Below are 19,307 nucleotides of genomic sequence, written 5' to 3' on the forward strand. Positions count from 1 at the left end.
CATAAAAAAATGCAAGAAAATACACCCGATCAAAATTTCGAAAAAACAGGATTAACCCTCCCCCCTGCTCCAAGTCCCATTGGCGTTTATAAACCTTTTGTTGTGGATGGTAAATATTTATATTTATCTGGCCACGGACCAGTAAAAAACGATAAATCATTGATGAGAGGTCGCTTAGGACAAGACATGACCATTGAAGAAGGAAAGCTTGCAGCACAACAAGTTGCTTTAACCATGCTTTCAACCATCAAGACTAATTTTGGAAGCTTCAATAAAATAAAGCGTGTAATTAAAGTCCTAGGAATGGTAAATAGCACGGATGATTTTGAAAGACATCCCAATGTAATCAATGGTTGTAGTGAGCTTTTTGCTAAAATTTGGGGTCCAGATAATGGAATTGGTGTGCGAAGTGCCGTAGGTTTTAATTCCTTGCCGGATAATATTCCCGTAGAAATTGAAGCTCTTTTTGAACTTCATAATAGTCCGCAGGACCCATTTAAATAATCAATTTTATAATTTTTAGAATAATCTCTCATAGATGGAATTTGTCTGGCCGCAAAATTACGACCCCTTAAATAATGCGCTTTTATCAACTGTTTTGGCTTCACTACCAATCCTGGTTCTACTAGGTTCTATTGCCATTTTTCATATTCGAATACATTTGGCAGCAGTCTTCGGACTCCTAGTTGCAATTGCTGTGGCATTATTTGTTTATAAGATGCCATCGACTGCGGTTGCAGCAAGTACGGTGTATGGTGGGGCCTACGGACTCTTCCCCATTGGCTGGATAGTGCTAAATTTAATTTTCCTTTACCAATTAACGGTTGATAAAGGATTGTTTACCATCATCAGAATGCACTTATCGAATATTGCGCCCGATCCTAGAGTGCAAGTAATTTTAATTGCCTATGCTTTCGGTGCCTTTTTTGAAGGAGCTGCTGGCTTCGGAACTCCCGTTGCAATTACAGCAGCCATTCTAATACAGCTCGGTTTTAGGCCCTTGGCGGCATGCGGGCTAGCTTTGATTGCAAATACCGCACCGGTGGCCTTTGGTGCCCTGGGGACTCCCATAATCGCCCTATCAGCTGTTACAGGTATCGACATCCTTAAATTATCGGCCATGGTGGGACGCCAATTGCCCTTATTTTCATTTATAGTGCCCTTCTGGGTAATTTGGGCTATGGCAGGCTTCCGTGGGATGATTAGTGTATGGCCAGCAGCATTTGTAGCAGGATTTTCATTTGCTCTCACTCAGTATTTAGTATCTAATTTTCACGGTCCATGGTTAGTAGATATTTTTGCCTCTATAGCATCAATAATCTCTATCATTGTTCTACTTAAATTTTGGCAACCTAAAACCATTTGGCAACTCGAGAAAGATGAAAATAGCATCACCATGCAGCCAGATCCCCAAAATGTGCTTACAAAAGATATTGTTCGAGCATGGACTCCCTGGGTGATTTTAACCCTATTTATTTTTGCTTGGGGCATCCCAACGGTAAAAAACCATTTAAATTCAATTTCGGCGCCACAGTATGAGGTTAGCTATCTTCATAATCTTGTAAAACGTTCGCCACCAATTGCTCCAATACCAACTTTAGAAAAACCTGCTAAAACTGAAGAGGCTATTTTTAAGCTAAATTGGATTTCAGCAACAGGAACAGGTATACTTTTAGCAGCTATACTTGCCGGATTTGCAATTGGCTATTCCATTAAAGAAATGTTTAAAATCTACTTCCAAACATTATGGAGGGTACGATTTTCTTTAATAACCATTGCAGCAATGCTTGCACTAGGCTATGTGACTAAATATTCGGGGGCAGATGCAACCCTCGGACTAGCTTTGGCGAAAACGGGTGTTTTATATCCATTTTTCGGCACCATGTTGGGATGGCTTGGCGTAGCCTTAACAGGTTCCGATACAGCTTCTAACGTATTATTTGGCAGTCTGCAAACTATAACCGCTAAACAAACCGATGTGAGTCCCATTTTAATGGCCTCTGCCAATAGTTCGGGTGGTGTAATGGGTAAAATGGTGGATGCTCAAAGTATTGTGGTTGCCAGCACCGCAACCAACTGGTACGGTCATGAAGGTAAAATATTGAGATATGTATTCTTCCACAGCATCGCACTCGCAGCACTTGTTGGATTATTTGTCTTCCTTCAAGCCTATGTCATTCCATTTTCAAATATGGTAGTTAAATAGGATAATCCTTTAACAAAAAAACCTGATCAATTTCCTTGATCAGGTTTTTTTTGTTAAAAATCATACTGTCCTTCCTGCGAAAGCAGGAACAGGAATTAGCCTTTCAACAATTCCTCTCTAATACGCTTAGCAACAATTTTTTCCTCTCCTGGAACCATAATAAAAGTTACCAAGGAAATATTGTTTTTACCTGCATTTAATTCAATGCCAGGCTCGCCCAGACTTAATCGTTTTTGAATTTCTTGTCCCGTAGCTTTAATAACCGTCGGATCCCATGAAATTTCAAGATTTGGAGTACAATTAGCCAATTCTGGCACAAAAACACGAGTTTTAATGCTTGGAAGATCTTTAACTGAATCTTCAATATGAGCAATTTGCTTCATCCAGAAGTTCCACTCCTCCTCACCAGTACGGATAAACTTCTCAATGGCAACATATAAACCAAGAATTTCTTCTTTGTTCACTTTATGACCACGACCAATGGTACTTCCTCTAGGTGACGCACTTAAACGGGCTGCGGCAATTAGATCTTTCTTACCCATTAAAACGCCTGAGCTCTGCGGACCGCGAATTGCCTTTCCGCCGGATAAACAAACCAAGTCAAAGCCCATATCATTGAATTTCCAGAAGTTTTCAATTGGCGGCACATCTGCTGCAATATCAATTAAGGTAGGAATTTTATATTTTTTTGCAACTTCAAGCCATTCTTCATGCTTAATTTGACCTTGATTAGTATTGCAATTCATGAAGGCCATCATTGCTGTTTTTTCATTGATAGCTTTCTCTAAATCGGCACGAGTTTCAACCCAAACCATAGTCACACCACAGTTCTTCATCGCTTGATAATAACCAATATCATGACCTTTTTGAAGAATAACCTCAGTTTTCATACCCGAACCCTCTAAATGAGGAATCATTGCAGCTTTTTTAGCATCTAAACCAGAAAGTACACCAGCAGTACCAAGCATGATTGCAGAAAATGCCCCAGAAGTTACCGTTGCAGCTTCGGCATGGCATAATTCAGCGATTTTTGCTCCAACCTTATCTTGCAACTCATCCAACATGCAATATCTTTTAGAAGAATTATTGATTGCATCAATCACTTCAGGCTGCATTAAAGAACCCGTCATAAATGTTAGTGTGGCACGCGCATTGATGAATGTGCGAATCCCTAATTCTTTAAATAAATCTCTTTTTGCTGCCGTGGAAGCAACATTTGCTACTTCTGCAGCATTTGCACTTGTGCCTGAAAGCACTCCTCCTGCTAGAGGAAGGACTGTTAAACCCTTAATGAGGTCTCTACGTTTCATAGTTATATTGTTAATTATAAAATTTTAAACAGCTTGAATCAAATCAAACATCCATTATTTTTCTGAGCCATGCCCAAGGTAAGTTCTCAATTTTTCACTTTCAAATAAGTCTGCAGCTGCTTTCTCTGGTTTTGCTAGCGAAACAATAATCCCCACAACAAATGCTGCAGTCATCGATACGATGGTTGGGTTTTTTAGTGGGAAAATAGCGACTTCATTACCTAAAATATCTACCCAAACTGTCGGACTGATAACAATCAAAACTAGGGATAAAACTGCTCCAGTAACCATGCACCAAACAGCACCTTGAGTAGTAAATTTTTTCCAAATGATAGACATTAATAAAGCTGGGAAGTTTGCACTTGCCGCAATAGAAAAGGCTAATCCCACCATGAAAGCCACATTTTGTCCTTTGAACATCAAGCCTAAGGCCACAGCAAGTATTCCTAAGAAAATGGTAGCACGCTTTGCGACTTTAATCTCTCCCTTTTCATCAGAAACGCCTTTTTTAACAACATGGACATATAAATCATGTGAAATAGTTGAAGCTCCCGACAATGTTAATCCGGCTACGACCGCTAAAATAGTGGCAAATGCTACGGAAGCAATAAATCCAAGGAATGCACTTCCACCAGTATTTTCAGCAAGAAGTAAGGCCGCCATATTTCCGCCCTTATCTAAACTTAAAATAGCATCCTTCCCTACTAAAGCTAAGGCCGCAAATCCGATAAAGAAGGTCAAAACATAGAAATAACCAATAAAACCAGTCGCGACAAATACCGATTTTCTAGCCGCCTTATCATCAGGAACGGTATAAAAACGCATTAAAATATGTGGCAAACCTGCCGTTCCAAGCATCAAGGCTAATCCTAAAGATATCGCATCAAATGGGTTGGTAATAAATCCTCCAGGAGCAAGCATATCTGCTCCGTATTGAGTTTTTACGGATTGGAAAAGTTCTGCGGGACTAAAATTAAATTGAGCGAGTGCCAATAAAACCAGCATAGTTGCTCCAGAAAGCAATAATACTGCCTTAATAATCTGTACCCATGTGGTGGCAAGCATACCGCCAAATAAAACATACATAGTCATCACCACACCAACAACCACAACCGCAATCTCATAATTTAATCCGAAAAGGGTTTTAATCAAACTCCCTGCACCCACCATTTGTGCAATTAAATAAAATGAAATGGTTAACAAAGATCCTACAGAAGCTGCGATACGAATAGGTCTTTGTTTTAGACGAAATGCAACTACATCCGCAAAGGTATATTTACCTAAATTACGCAAAGGCTCTGCGACTAAAAACATGATTAGTGGCCATCCAACAAGAAATCCGATTGAGTAAATTAGTCCGTCATAACCCTTAGTAGCCACCATTCCGGCAATACCAAGAAATGAAGCCGCACTCATATAATCGCCGGCAAGTGCCAAGCCATTTTGAAAACCTGAAATATTACGCCCTGCAGCATAAAATTCAGAGCCTGTTTTTGTTTTTTTAGCTGCCCAGTAAGTTATATAAAGCGTAACCGCTACAAAAAGAAAAAATATCGCTATTGATACCGGATTTGCAGTACCCAAAGTAGAAGCTGTTCCGCTTGGGTTTACCTGAAGAAGTAAATTTAAAGACATATAATGTGTGAATAAAATTTAAAATTTATAACTTTTTTTTGATTTCGTGGACTTCATTATCGTAGTAATTATTTGCCCAATACACGTATAAACCTGTGATTAACCAAGAAAAGAATATAATTCCTAAGCCTACTACGATAGCTAAATTAATAGAATCGCCTAAAGGCATTTTTAAAAAATCTTTATTATAAGCTATGACTAATAAAAAGCCGATGTAAACAAATAACATCACAAAAGTGAAGGCCAATGAAATATTCCACCTGGTTTTTACTAACTTTTTAAATTCAGCACTTTCTAAAATTTCATGTGTTTTAGCACTATCCATAATTTGTAAAATATTGATTTATAACAGTTTATATAATTAATTAAAAAATACAATCATCTAAATAACAAAGCAATTTAAAAGGCTTTATCATTTTATAATTCTATGAAAAAAAAATCGAATTATTACAAATTCATGATGAATCTTTTGAAAGAACACAAAAACGTTACGTTTTCCCCTAAAATGTAAAAGATTAATTAAAATTAAATTCTCAATCGAACGCCACCAGAATTTAACTTCTTAGTGATAAAAACACACAATATTGCAAACAAAAAGGATTTTAACAGACCTATCCCTCCTATTGTGAGAATTTCGGGCAATTTAAAATCTGTCAATACATAGATCCCATAAAAAAAATAAGGAATGAGATAACATAAAAGGGTATCAGTACCAGCGGGTTTGATGAAATTAAAGTATTTTCCCCTCTGCAAAACATCAACAATCCAATAAATCAAAATAAAGGGTAATAAAGTGATTGCAGAACATAAAAACAACCATGCTGGTGTAGCACCCAATTTTGAGAGTCCCCAATAGGGACGAGTAAACAATGAAAGAATAATTAAAGCAATTGAACCTAAAATAAAGGATATAGTAAGCTTTAAATTGGCATTTTTAGATACAAAATACCTAAAAATGTAGGAAGAAAGAACGCCTCCCATGGTAAGCGCGACCAAGGTTCCGCTTTTTATAGTACCAGGAATATACTGAAAAAAATCGGATTTTGGAAATAAATCGGATTTATTCAGAATACTTAAGGCGCAGAAGAAGATCCATCCCAACAATAAAACATATCCATTATTCTTGGCAAAAACTGTGATTAAAGCCGAAACAAGATAAGCCCAGCCTATTAATCCGAGAATACCCCACCAATGCGTTTCAAATCGAGCATCCCCATTTTCGCCTCCGCGATAAAAGAAAGCAAGTATCAAAAGACTCAAAATTGCTGAATATTGAAGGATAGATTGTAAAAGTGCAGATGTTTTCGAGCTGTATTTATTCCAAATTAATATAAAACATAAACAAACCATCGGGAACCAAGTTCCTGCTTTAATTCCGCTTGCTTCGTTATTTATTGTCTCTCCATTAACCAAGAAAACACCCATTGTTAATAGTGCTAATGTTCGAAATAAAACATGTTTAATAATTTTAGTATTCGACTCCCCTTTTAATCTTCTATGTTCAATAGCATAAGGCAATGAGAGTCCGACGATGAACAAAAAAGCAGGAAAAATAATATCCGAAAAGCCAATTCCATCTACTCCGCGCGGAGCATGCTTCAACCAATCTGGAATATTAGTTAAAGTGAAAAAATCATTGACAAAAATCATGAGAACCATGGTGATTGCCCTAAGGATATCGATTGAATCTATACGCTGCGATAAGCTTTTAGATGCTGATGGATGCATTTCTGTGGGAATGGTGTTCATTATAAAAAAGGTGATATTTATTTTCAATTGTTAATATTCACAATCTAAAATAGTAATATCGATTTAATAAATGCTTGAAGATTAGCTACATTTATGAAAATAATAAAATCGTCATGAAATTCAGCTTCAGATCAATACTCCTTTTCGGATTAATCCTATTTTCTGGATACTCCTATGCACAAACATTCAGAACCTTTAATAAGCCTGTGGTTTTTGATGAAGAGCGAAAGAAACTTTCTATTCAATATTTAAGAGAGCGACATGGAATTATTCAAGACTCAGCAACGATTGTCCCGAGAATGATTGTGTTACATTGGACTGCCATTCCCACATTAGAACAATCATTTGATGCGATGAATCCTGCCGTACTTCCCGGAGCACGAAAAGGCATCGCTGGAGCGAGCAGTCTTAATGTTGCCGCACAGTTTTTAGTCGACCGCGACGGCATGATTTTCAGGCAACTACCAGAAACCGCTTTTGCACGACATGTGATTGGCTTAAATTATTGCGCTATTGGTGTAGAAAATGTAGGCGGCAGCAATGCCTTATTAACTGAAGAACAATTAGATGCCAATGAAGCCCTAATACGCTATTTAAAAAAGAAATATAATATTGAATATGTGATTGGACATCATGAATACCAGAGTTTTATTGGTCATCCGCTATTCAAAGAAACAGACCCGAATTATTTAACCGTAAAAAGCGATCCTGGAGATGAGTTTATGACAAAAATCAGAGAACGAATTAAGGATTTAAATATTAAGGGGGCGATAAAGAAATAGGTGGAACAGGGAACAAGGAGTAAGGAACAAAGAGCAAGGACTAAGGAACAAGGAGCAAGGAATAAAGACTAAGGAACAAAGAGCAAAGACTAAGGAGTAAGGACTAAGGACTAAGGAACAAAGAGCAAAGACTAAGGAACAAGGAGTAAGGAACAAAGATTAACTTACATCTCATATCTAAATACTAATCAACAATCTACCTAATGTCTGAACTATGATTTTTGAGATTTATATGATTGAGGGGAACTAGACGGTTTAATTACAGGAGTTTCTTGCGGGGAATAAGTTAATTTTATATTTAGGAGTTAATGAGATTAATCTATGCTGTTAATTTATAAAGGGCTAATTTAAAAAATGATACAAAAGACTACCTACAGTTTTTCCCACATGATAAAACACAAAAGCAATCAGCAATAATAAGCCGATATAAATAAGATATTTCGATTTTAAATTTTCCATGATGAATTTATGCTCTATCGTTAAAAACAGCTGTTTTAATAAAAATTGTAACCTAAAAAATTCGGCAAGCAATCAAATAAGCTCAATTGACTGTAAGAAATCTTATTTATTTGGATACATTCTTTCAGCAGCATCCCAACCACTTTGTGCGCCACATTTAAAATCAGCCCAATTATCATAAAAAAATATTAACGAATAGATTAGTAAACAAGCGGTAATTGTGATTTTTAACCTCTTGTATTTATACTCCCAATTAATTTCTTTTGAATCCATATCAATTGTTTTTTATTTATTTAAAATGAGTTATTTTTATTTGGACTTCGTTTTAATATTAGAGCTTGTTGTATCAGTTTTAATATGAGCCGTATCTGTTTTAGTCTCCGTAATTGTGGTATCACTTTTTGAGTGGTTGGTGCTCATCACATTAATTTGTGTACCTTCTCCATCATGTTTATTAACCTGAACACAAGCTGGACATAAAAACATGGCACAAAGAATAAATGCAGGTACAAAACTCTTGCTCAATAGAGTCAATTTATTGCCTGTAAATTCTTGAATAGCAAAAAAGCATTTTCTCATCATCTGATTTTCTGTTTATGTAAATATAATCTCAATAGTCTAATCCAATATTAATAAATTTATTTTTAAAGAAATAAATTATTTAAAAAAATAAATCAAAACAATAAAACAGCTTCAATAAACCCATCATAATCCAAATTCTATCCATCCCATTATTAAAAGATTTTCACAAAGTCAAATAAAAAAGTCCTTCATCATCTCGCTAATCAAAAAATAACTAATTTTAAAAATCCGATTGCCTTATTTTTTAATAATGAAAAGATTATTCGCCTTAATAATTCTGCTCTTTTGTTTGAACTCTTATGCTCAAACCATTCACCCAGATAGCATTCAACTCATTAAGCAAGGTTTAAATAAGAAGAAACAGGAGCTTAGTTTAGAACTATCAAAAAAAACGGGCGACCGCATAGTTCTTTTGGAACGAATGTTAGAATTAGGCATGTGGCAGGAGGCTTTGCAAGGCATAAATTCATTAAAAAAGGGTAGTAATGAACAAGAGCTTTTACTGGCTAATTACCTCATTCTAAGCAATGATTTTTCGGCGGCAGAAAAGCATGTCGAGCAAGTCATTAGTCGGGACAAACAAAACGAACAGGCCATTTATCTAAAATCTGTTTTGGAAATGCATGCCTGGCGATTAAGCAATGCCTCTACCCTCTTAGAAAATGCCCTAAAAAATAAATCCTCAGAGAAATTACAATTGATGCTGGGTCGTATACGAATTTTAGAGAAAAAATACCCAGAAGCCTTAGAAATAGCTAAAAAAACACTAAAATTAAATCCAAATAGTGCTGGAGCATACCTTTTAGAAGCTGATGCTTATTTTTGGGATCAGCAGCCTGATTTAGCTCTTGCACCACTTCAAAAATCACTTGAAATCGACCCTTTTAATGCCGATGCTCGCTTTTTTTATGGCTATGCGATTTGGCGTAAAATTGATGCCCGCCTACTAAACGACATGGCGAATCAATGGGATATCGCGCTCAGCATTAACCCTTTACATTATCAAACGCATTGGCATTGGGGAAATGGTCATACCAATTTAACATATGCCGATTATGCCGAAAAAGATGATGATCAAATTCGCAAAGAACTTGAAAAAAGCGACTTGTTAGTTCGCGATAAAAAAATACTCCAAGCGATAGAATTTATTGATTCAGTTAAAAAAAGATACCCCAGCTCTATCCTACCCGACTTACACAAAGGATCCATTTATTATGTAGCTTATGATCTCGACCGAAAAACGCGCCTAGACTCTGCAGAAAGCATTTTCAGGAATATACTTTTACGTAAAAAACATTATGGTCCCGCGCACAACGGACTCTCAGCAGTAATTAAATCGAAGCGTATTTCTTATCTATCTACTTATGATTCCATTACAAATGAGCTAAACAAGACAAAAATTAGTGATTTAGAAAACTTCAGCAAGGTATTTCCTGATGTAGATTATTTCCCTGGAGATGCTGTAAAAGCCATGGCCTGGAACCAACTTTATAGCTCAGTAGTATATTTTCCATTCCTTTCTAAGCAGAATAATTCATTCCGTATTCCCCCATTGCATAAAGATTTGGCTGTGACCATGAATGCACCCTATTTCAGGTTCATTAGCACTTTTGATAATAGACAATGGATGGATATCAGAGGTGTTGGCAGTGGCGCAGCAGCCATCGAATATGTGGAAAGAGGAGCATTTATGGAGCGTAATGTTATTCTACATGAATATGTTCACCTTTTCCATGGAAGAGTGCTTAGCGATGCAGAAAACCGAGCAATTAGAGCCTTATATTATCAAGCCATGAAGGAAAAACGCACGCTTGATTATTATTCTCAGAATAATGAAAGTGAATATTTCGCTCAGACCTATCCTGCTTATTTTGAGCCTGTTAAAGTACATCCATTGGACTTTAAATCGATGAATACACGCTCCGATTTAATGGAGAAGGATCCGGCAATGTATCAATTCCTCGATCAATTGATAAAAAAAGAACGTGCTTATTTGGCTGGTAATAAACAAGCAATGGCGACTAATTGGGCGCAGGTTTATATCAATTTGAGCAATGCTGCAAAGCAAAAAAATAAGGAACTGGGAAACGCATATTTAGATACCGCCCTACAATTTGATTCAAATTACCTTCCTGCATTTCTTGCTAAGGCAAGTTTAAGCATGGAGAATAATGATCTCGGTTTTGCGGAAGATTGGATTCAAAAAGCAGAGCTAATCAATCCTAAATATGCGCCCATCTATGTCACTTATGCCGAATTACGTGCTAATCAGTTTCTTGCTAAGAAAATAGATCAGCAAAAATCCCGAAATGATCAAGTATTTTATCTAAACAAAGCGTTTGCTCTGGAAGATGATTATCAAGAATTAGCTGATATCAATAGAAATTTAAGAGAAGTTTATAAAAGCTATGGAATGATTCCCGAAGCCATACAAGCAGCAGACAATTATGCTAAAAATGCTTCAGTAATCTCCACTTATCTAAGAGATCAAAGGAATGATGCTTTGGCCTTTTCGGCAGCACTTAGGGCAGATTTAGGCGATAAAATGGCTAAAAACACATTAAAAGAGCTCGTAGAAAAGAAGCCCCAGAATTACGAATTTAGAAATCTTTATGCCGATGCTCTTTCTGAAATTAAAGATTATGAAAGGGCTATTTCAACAATAAAAGAAGCGCAACGTATTTTGGCTGCATCAGGGAATTCTAGAGCCGATTTTAACCTCAGAATTGCTGAATTTTACCAAGAAATGGGCAAAATGGATAGCACTGAATCTTACTTGAAATCTGTGAAGGCTAAATCTTTAAGAGATCTAGATAAATTGAGATTAGCACGTTTATTAATTTCAAGTCAGGATATTAGCCAAGCAGAAGAAGTCTTAGCATTAACTAACAAAAAAGAAGAACCATACTTCACAGCTGAATATTTTTATACTCTGGCAATTCTTAATGAAGCAAAATCTGATAAAAAAGGTTCAATTGAGAAGCTAGAGAAGGCAATTGAAGCTAATCCTTTCCATTTAAAAGCTATTGTGAAATTAGTTGAATACTATGAAAAGGAAGGACTTAAAATCAAAGCTGAGGACTTAAAATCAAGGTTAAATGAGATTAAAAACATGAAAATCTAGCTCAAATTCTAAAATTTCTTTTTGAAAGGAATCTGAAATACTCAGAGTCAATTTTGATCGATAAATTAGAATTCATGAAAGATTTTTGTATTTTTATTTCGTGAAAAAGTTGATATCGATACTTCTTATTTCTTCATTTTTAATCTCAAGTACAGAGTTTTATCAAATCTTGAAGGTTCCATTTTTATTGGAACATTTTAAGGAACATAAAAGCTTGAACGAGGGCACCACATTTTGGAGCTTTTTATCCATGCATTATTCAAATAATGACATAAAATATGCAGATTACGATAAGGATATGCGTTTACCCTTCAAATCGAGTGAGGGTTCTTTGCACCTCTTGAGTATATCTTTTATTCATTATTCTAGCACCACAAAATTACACAAGCCATTCGCTAAGACATTAAAAACATACAAGGTTTTTAATGATCATAAATTCCAGTCCACCTACCTTTCTAATATCTGGCAGCCGCCAAAATCTTGCTAAAAAATTAAATATTGATGCAAAAAACGCTTTTGTCTCAATTATATTTTTTTTAGCTTATTTATTAATAAAATTTTATGCTTAATGCTATTATAGAGTTTTCTGTAAAGAATAAACTCATTATCGGATTATTTGTCCTAGGTCTTATTGGTTATGGTTCTTACGAAGCCACCAAACTACCTATCGATGCTGTTCCTGATATCACAAATAATCAAGTCCAGGTAATTACTGTTGCCCCTTCTTTTGGTGCTACAGATATTGAGCGACTTTTAACTTTCCCAATTGAGCAGGCCAATAGTAATATTAAAGGTCTGAAAGAAATAAGAAGTTTCTCTCGATTTGGCTTATCTTTAGTAACCATTGTCTTCGAGGATGATGTAGATATTTATTGGGCGCGGCAGCAGGTGGCTGAGCGACTTCAAAAAGTGCAGACAGAAATACCTCCTGGCATTGGAAATCCGGAATTAGGGCCAATTTCGACTGGTTTAGGTGAAATTTACCAATATGTTGTAAGACCCAAGGAAGGCTATGAAGAAAAATACGATGCTACCGAATTAAGAACCATTCAAGACTGGATTGTCCGTCGACAATTACTTGGTGTTGAGGGAGTTGCAGAGATTAGCAGCTTTGGTGGCAAATTAAAACAATACGAAATTTCGGTCGATCCCAATAAATTACAATCCTATAATTTAACAATAAACGATGTTTTTAATGCCTTAGAACGCAATAATCAAAATACAGGTGGTGCATATATTGAAAAAGGGCCTACTGTATTATTTGTTAGATCAGAAGGTTTAATTGGCAGCATCGCTGATATCGAAAAAATAAATATCAAAAGCAGTCAGTCGGGAAACCCAATTTTCATTCGTGATGTAGCACAAATTAACATAGGCCATGCAACTCGTTATGGATCAATGACTTTTAATGACAAGGGAGAAGTTGCTGGTGCAGTTGTCATGATGATTAAGGATGCAAATAGCAGTGAAGTTATTAAAAATGTCAAGGATCGGATTGAACTGATTCAAAAAACATTGCCAGAGGGAGTAATTATTGAACCCTTTCTTGATCGCACAAAAATGGTAAATAATGCCATATCAACGGTAGAGAAGAACTTAATTGAGGGAGCATTGATTGTTGTTTTCATCTTGGTTTTGTTTCTTGGGAATTTCAGAGCGGGACTTTTAGTTGCTTCGGTTATACCCCTATCCATGCTTTTCGCGATAATTTTAATGAATACCTTCAAAGTGAGTGGTAATTTGATGAGTTTGGGGGCCTTAGATTTCGGTTTGATTGTAGATGGAGCTGTAATTATCGTAGAGGCTGTAATGCATCAATTAGCACATAGCAAGAAATTTGGTATGGTAAACCGACTCACGCAGCCAGAAATGGATGGAGAAGTGAAGAAGTCGGCGAGCAAAATGATGAACAGTGCAGTTTTCGGACAAATAATCATTTTAATCGTTTACCTGCCCATATTTACACTTCAAGGCATAGAAGGTAAAATGTTTAAGCCAATGGCACAGACAGTCGCATTTGCCCTTCTAGGAGCATTTATACTCTCTTTAACCTATATTCCTATGATGAGTGCCTGGTTTTTGAGCAAGAAAATCAAGCATCAGCCTAATTTATCGGATAAAATCATGTTTAAGGTGGAGGAATTCTACCAGCGACAATTATCAAAAGTATTGAGAATACCAAAAATCATATTAGGAACTGTTTCTGCCTTATTTATTGCGGCTATTATCATTCTCTCCAATTTAGGTGGCGAATTTATTCCAGCCTTAGAAGAGGGAGACTTTGCAGTTGAGACCCGTGTATTAACGGGCAGTAACCTCAATACCACCATTGAAAGTACCACCCAGGCAGCCAAAATATTGATAGAAAAGTTTCCTGAAGTAGAAAAAGTGGTCACAAAAATTGGTAGTGGAGAAGTCCCAACCGACCCTATGCCCATGGAGGCCAGCGATTTAATGGTCATCATGAAGGATAAAAGTGAATGGACCAATGCCGAAACTTTTGATGAAATGGCTACAAAAATGGGCAAGGCGCTCGAAGATGTTCCTGGCATCACGGTTGGCTTCCAATTCCCTGTCCAGATGCGTTTTAACGAACTCATGACGGGTGCAAGGCAGGATGTGGTACTCAAAATTTTCGGTGAAGATTTAGACACTTTATCAAAATATGCTGAGAAACTAGGAAAGATTGTAAATGGAGTTGAGGGAAGTCAGGATCTCTATGTTGAACCAATTACTGGCATGCCTCAAATTATTATTGACTATAATCGAGATGCTATTGCTCAATACAATTTAAATATTGCAGATATAAACAGGGTGGTAAATTCTGCTTTTGCAGGTCAGAGTGCCGGTTTAGTATTTGAGGGTGAAAAGCGCTTCGACCTCAAGGTTCGATTAAACTTGGACAAACGCAAAAACCTTGAAGACGTTAGAAATCTATTGATTCCTAGTCCGCAGGGCACTTTTATCCCCCTCCATCAATTAGCCAACGTAGAAATTAAAAATGGTCCCAATCAAATACAACGTGAAGATGCAAAGCGCAGAATTGTTGTTGGTTTTAATGTGCGTGGCCGCGATGTGCAGAGCATTGTTAACGAATTACAAAGTAAAGTTGATCGAAACGTTAATCTGCCTGCCGGATATTTTATTACCTACGGTGGTGCATTTGAAAACCTAAATGCTGCAAAACAAAGACTTATGATTGCCGTACCTGTATCACTCGCATTAATTTTTATCCTGCTGTTTTTCGCTTTCAATTCCATAAAACAAGGATTAATTATTTATACCGCCATACCTTTGTCGGCTATTGGTGGAATTTACTTTTTAGCGCTCCGCGGAATGCCTTTTAGCATCAGTGCTGGTATTGGTTTTATTGCACTTTTTGGTGTGGCTGTATTAAACGGAATTGTGTTAATTGCAGAGTTCAACCGACTCAAAGAATCGGGCTTGAATGATTTAAGACGGATAGTTTTAATGGGAACAAAAACCAGATTACGACCAGTATTAATGACTGCTTTTGTGGCTTCATTAGGCTTTCTTCCAATGGCATTAAGCAATGGTGCCGGTGCTGAAGTCCAAAAACCATTAGCAACGGTAGTAATTGGCGGATTAATGATTGCTACTCTTCTAACCTTATTTGTTCTGCCTATTCTTTATATTCTTTTTGAAGGGACCACAATTTCTAAAAATCCTAAGAAAACGGCCACAGCTTTATTAATTCTATGCTTTGTAGGATTTTCAAATGTTAATGCACAAGAAAAAGTTGACCTAAAAACAGCGATAGATTTAGCCCTAAAGAACAATAGAAATGTAAAAAATGAGACTTTAAAGGCTGAGTACAATCAAAAACTGATTAAAACTGCTGCTAATATCAGTCAGGCGATATTAAGCAGCGAATTTGGACAAATTAATAGCATTTATGCCGATAGTCGCTTTGGTTTATCCCAATCTTTTAGCTTCCCAACAATTTATTCAAACCAGAAAAAAGTATTGAATGAAGAATGGAAATCGTCTGTTTTAAGTATTGCATTGAAAGAGTCAGAAATCAGAAAATCGGTGAGTCAATTGTATTATTCTATCCTCATCTTAAAAGAAAAAGAACGATTACTAAAGGAGGCCGATAGCATTTACAGTGTTTTTCAAGAAAAAGCTGAATTACGTTTTAAAGTCGGTGAGACTAATGTTTTAGAAAGTGCTACTGCCAAAACCCAAAGAGGAAGTATCTTCTTGCAGCTCAAGGCATTACAAGAGGAAATTGAATTAGCAAAATTGCAATTTCAGCTGGTATTAAATACAGAAAGTAGATTGGAGCCTGTACCAATGTCATCTTTAATACCACTACTCTATTCGCTTGATAATCAAAATATTGTAAAGCATCCACTACTGAAAATCGCTGAACAGCAAAAAAATATTGCTTCGGCAAATACGAAGCTTGAAAAATCGAAGTTTTTGCCAGAATTGAGCTTAGGATATTTTAATGCCAGCATCAGGGGGACAGGTGCAGATGATCAATATTACCCTAGTTCGAGGCGTTTTGGATCAGTATTTTTAGGAATTGGCGTTCCGATTTTTACTTCAGCACAAAAAGCCAGGGTAAATGCATCCGCTTTGACGGAAAAAATAGCTAAAAACAATTTCCAAATACAGAAGAGCGCTATTGAAACTGAATATTTAAGTGCCCTATCGCGATTTAAAACTTATATGGAAACGCTTAATTACTTTGAAGAATCATCCCTTCCAGAAGCTAAAAAAATAAGACAATCTTCTTATAATCAGTTTATTAATGGAGAAATTAACTATTTAGAATGGGTGATGTTGAACAATCAAGTTTTTACGCTTCAGAATAATCATCTTGATTTGATTAGGGGACTAAACGAAACCATTTTACAGATCAATTACCTAAATCATCAAGAAAAATAAAATCGTTTTTATAAAGATTAACCATCATTTTTAAGATAAATAAATGAAAAATATATACCTAATTGCATTCGCATTTTTGATTACAGCATGCGGATCTGGCACAGAGCAAGAAACAAGCACAGAGGCTAGCAATAGCACAGAAAATGTAGTCGTGCTCAATGAAAAACAATTGAATGCAGCTAAACTTTCATTCGCTAAACTAGAAGAAAAAGCAATTGGTTCGATTATCACCGCAAATGGCAGTATTGACGTACCACCTCAGAACATGATTTCTGTCAGCGTGCCTTTGGGAGGTTATTTAAAATCGACCAAATTATTACCCGGTTTACAAATTAGAAAAGGAGATGTTATTGCAATTATGGAGGATCAGCAATACATCCAAATGCAGCAAGATTACCTCACCACAAAGGCAAAATTAGTTTATAGCAAATCTGAATTTGAGCGCCAAAAGGAGCTTAATGCGAGCAAAGCAAGTAGCGATAAAGTATTCCAACAGATTCAAATGGAATACAATACGCTTCGAATTTCCTTGAACTCGCTGGAGCAAAAATTAAAAATGATAAACATTAAGCCTGAGTCTATAACTGAAAATAATATTTCAAGTAGCATCAAAATATTTTCACCAATTAATGGGTTTGTAGCCCAAGTAAATGTGAATATTGGCAAATTTGTAAACCCATCAGATATACTTTTTGAGTTAATTGACCCCTCTAATATTCATTTAAATCTTAAAATATTTGAGAAAGATTTGAATAAACTTAGTATCGGACAAAAATTGATTGCTTATTCCAATAATGATCCGAGTAAAAAATACGAAGCCAAAATTAATCTTATCAGCAGAGATTTATCATCAGAGCGTATAGCAGAAGTACATTGCCATTTCGAGAGTGCAGATAAAAGTTTGGCACCAGGCATGTACATGAATGCTGAAATCCAATTAAAAAATGATCGTAAATTGGCAATCACAGAAGAAGCAATCGTTAATTTTGAGGGCTCTGACTATGTTTTTGTTAAAAAGAGTGATAATAGCTTTGAAATGACTCCTATTAAAATTGGAAGTATTGAAAATGGATTTGCGGAAGTTTTAAATGCTGAAAGCTTTAAGGAAAAGCAATTAGTCACAAAAGGTGCCTACACACTTTTAATGAGCTTGAAAAATAAATCAGAAGAATAATTAAAATAAAAAGAGATGTATTCAAGCAATACATCTCTTTTGAATTTTCCATGAAATTTATAAATTTTAATTTTTTGTAAATCTATTAGGTTTACTGCAACAAGTTTTTGGGACTTCTTTATTCGTGCTATAAGAAACTTGCTTAGGCTCGGCTGTTCTTATTTTTTCGGGCTCTTTACATGATGATAATGAACTAATTATCCCGAAAATCAAAACTAAAACTATAGGTAAATTAGAAAGATAAATTTTCATAATTCTACTACTTAACGCATCTAAATCCTAAATTACTCATTCCAGAATCAGGAGAGCTTTTCATGCGTCTCGCCGATCGGTAGCCTGAACAATAAGACTCATTACACATGTAAGAACCACCTCTTGAGACCTTCTTTGGGGTATAAGGCTCATCTGGATCAAAGCTATCTTTTGGTCCCAGGGGGTTACTAATGCCATTCGGACTATCAACTGTTGAGTAATAGTCGTTGCGATACCAATCAGAACACCATTCCCATACATTTCCAGCCATGTCATAAAGCTTATAGCTATTTGGAGCAAAGGATTTTACAGGCGCTAAACCTGTAAATTTATCGAATGCAGTATTCACATTAGGGAAAGTCCCCTCCCAAGTATTTGCCTTAGCTTTTCCAGTATTTATATGCTCATTTCCCCATGGATAAATATTGTTTATTAGTCCACCTCTAGACGCATACTCCCATTCAGCTTCTGTTGGAAGTCGCTTGCCTGCCCATTTACAATAAGCCATCGCATCATCCCAACTGATATGTACAACTGGAAAATTCCCTTTGCCTTTAATATCACTTCCTGGCCCTTCTGGATGCTTCCAACTTGCTCCGGGCACCCAAGTCCACCATTGCGAGTAATCATTTAAATCTACCTGCTGACTAGGAGGCGTAAAGACTAAAGATGCAGCAACCAATAAGGATTCATCCGGTTTAGGAGTATCTGGAGGCAATTGTTTTTTCAATTCTTCCCAATCTGGTTTTCTTTCGGCGGTGGTTAAATATCCCGTACTTTCAACAAATTTGGCGAATTGATCATTAGTCACCTCATGCTGATCCATCCAAAAAGCATCAATCATTACTTTATGTTTAGGATACTCATCTGGAGAAGCTTGTTTATTATCAGCACCCATCATAAAAGTACCAGCTGGTATCATTACCATGCCGGTTTTAGAGGTATCACCATTAAAAGAAATTTGATCTAAGCCAATCGAATTTGTTGCTGATTCTTGTTTATTTGATGAATTTGTTGGCGATCCACAAGACATTACAGCTAGCAAGATGCTTTCAAAAACAAGAATATAAATTAGTTGACGTTTTGCCATTTTCATGCGTTAAAAGGTAAAATCAAG

At 36.3% G+C, this 19,307-nt stretch carries 14 protein-coding genes; 7 read left to right on the top strand and 7 right to left on the bottom strand.

Going from position 1 to position 19,307, the window contains the following annotated elements; genetic code table 11:
- Positions 1–9: 9 nt before the first annotated feature.
- Complete coding sequence (locus tag QZ136_RS08705; RefSeq protein WP_291402495.1) at positions 10–504, top strand: RidA family protein; 495 nt, start codon at positions 10–12, stop codon at positions 502–504.
- Between the two features lie 34 nt (positions 505–538).
- A complete protein-coding gene (locus QZ136_RS08710; protein WP_291402497.1) occupies positions 539–2,206 on the top strand; it encodes an L-lactate permease in 1,668 nt (555 codons plus the stop codon).
- Positions 2,207–2,301: 95 nt separating this feature from the next.
- Here QZ136_RS08710 and QZ136_RS08715 read toward each other — a convergent pair whose 3' ends face one another.
- The 4 genes from QZ136_RS08715 to QZ136_RS08730 form a co-directional block, all read right to left on the bottom strand.
- Positions 2,302–3,516: an aminotransferase class V-fold PLP-dependent enzyme gene (locus QZ136_RS08715; RefSeq protein WP_291402499.1), complete on the bottom strand. Its 1,215-nt coding sequence runs from the start codon at positions 3,514–3,516 to the stop codon at positions 2,302–2,304.
- Positions 3,517–3,570: 54 nt separating this feature from the next.
- Positions 3,571–5,151 carry a sodium/solute symporter gene (locus QZ136_RS08720; protein WP_291402500.1) on the bottom strand — a complete coding sequence of 527 codons (1,581 nt, stop codon included), beginning with the start codon at positions 5,149–5,151 and terminating at the stop codon, positions 3,571–3,573.
- Between the two features lie 25 nt (positions 5,152–5,176).
- Complete coding sequence (locus QZ136_RS08725) at positions 5,177–5,476, bottom strand: DUF485 domain-containing protein (RefSeq protein ID WP_291402502.1); 300 nt, start codon at positions 5,474–5,476, stop codon at positions 5,177–5,179.
- A gap of 200 nt (positions 5,477–5,676) precedes the next feature.
- The gene (locus tag QZ136_RS08730) at positions 5,677–6,900 is read right to left on the bottom strand and encodes a DUF5009 domain-containing protein (protein WP_291402504.1); all 1,224 of its coding nucleotides are present in this window, start codon (positions 6,898–6,900) and stop codon (positions 5,677–5,679) included.
- A gap of 113 nt (positions 6,901–7,013) precedes the next feature.
- On the opposite strand from QZ136_RS08730, the gene QZ136_RS08735 reads away from it, so the two are divergent.
- Positions 7,014–7,682: a peptidoglycan recognition family protein gene (locus tag QZ136_RS08735; RefSeq protein WP_291402506.1), complete on the top strand. Its 669-nt coding sequence runs from the start codon at positions 7,014–7,016 to the stop codon at positions 7,680–7,682.
- A gap of 561 nt (positions 7,683–8,243) precedes the next feature.
- On the opposite strand, the gene QZ136_RS08740 is transcribed toward QZ136_RS08735, so the two are convergent.
- Positions 8,244–8,414: a hypothetical protein gene (locus tag QZ136_RS08740; RefSeq protein WP_291402508.1), complete on the bottom strand. Its 171-nt coding sequence runs from the start codon at positions 8,412–8,414 to the stop codon at positions 8,244–8,246.
- 36 nt (positions 8,415–8,450) lie between these two features.
- Positions 8,451–8,723, bottom strand: a complete 273-nt coding sequence (locus QZ136_RS08745) for a hypothetical protein (protein ID WP_291402510.1) — start codon at positions 8,721–8,723, stop codon at positions 8,451–8,453.
- Positions 8,724–8,973: 250 nt separating this feature from the next.
- Between QZ136_RS08745 and QZ136_RS08750 the strand changes: the two genes are divergently transcribed.
- From QZ136_RS08750 to QZ136_RS08765, 4 genes are all read left to right on the top strand, one after another.
- Positions 8,974–11,847 carry a tetratricopeptide repeat protein gene (locus QZ136_RS08750; protein WP_291402512.1) on the top strand — a complete coding sequence of 958 codons (2,874 nt, stop codon included), beginning with the start codon at positions 8,974–8,976 and terminating at the stop codon, positions 11,845–11,847.
- A gap of 100 nt (positions 11,848–11,947) precedes the next feature.
- Positions 11,948–12,334, top strand: coding sequence for a hypothetical protein (locus QZ136_RS08755; RefSeq protein WP_291402514.1), 387 nt, complete (start codon positions 11,948–11,950; stop codon positions 12,332–12,334).
- A 74-nt stretch (positions 12,335–12,408) separates the two neighbouring features.
- Positions 12,409–16,764, top strand: a complete 4,356-nt coding sequence (locus tag QZ136_RS08760) for a CusA/CzcA family heavy metal efflux RND transporter (protein WP_291402516.1) — start codon at positions 12,409–12,411, stop codon at positions 16,762–16,764.
- Between the two features lie 43 nt (positions 16,765–16,807).
- On the top strand, positions 16,808–17,938 hold the full coding sequence (locus QZ136_RS08765; protein ID WP_291402518.1) for an efflux RND transporter periplasmic adaptor subunit: 1,131 nt from the start codon (positions 16,808–16,810) through the stop codon (positions 17,936–17,938).
- Between the two features lie 259 nt (positions 17,939–18,197).
- On the opposite strand, the gene QZ136_RS08770 is transcribed toward QZ136_RS08765, so the two are convergent.
- Positions 18,198–19,280, bottom strand: a complete 1,083-nt coding sequence (locus QZ136_RS08770; protein WP_363245092.1) for a formylglycine-generating enzyme family protein — start codon at positions 19,278–19,280, stop codon at positions 18,198–18,200.
- Positions 19,281–19,307 lie beyond the last annotated feature (27 nt).

The sequence above is a fragment of the Daejeonella sp. genome (genome assembly GCF_017495225.1).
Classification (GTDB): domain Bacteria; phylum Bacteroidota; class Bacteroidia; order Sphingobacteriales; family Sphingobacteriaceae; genus Daejeonella.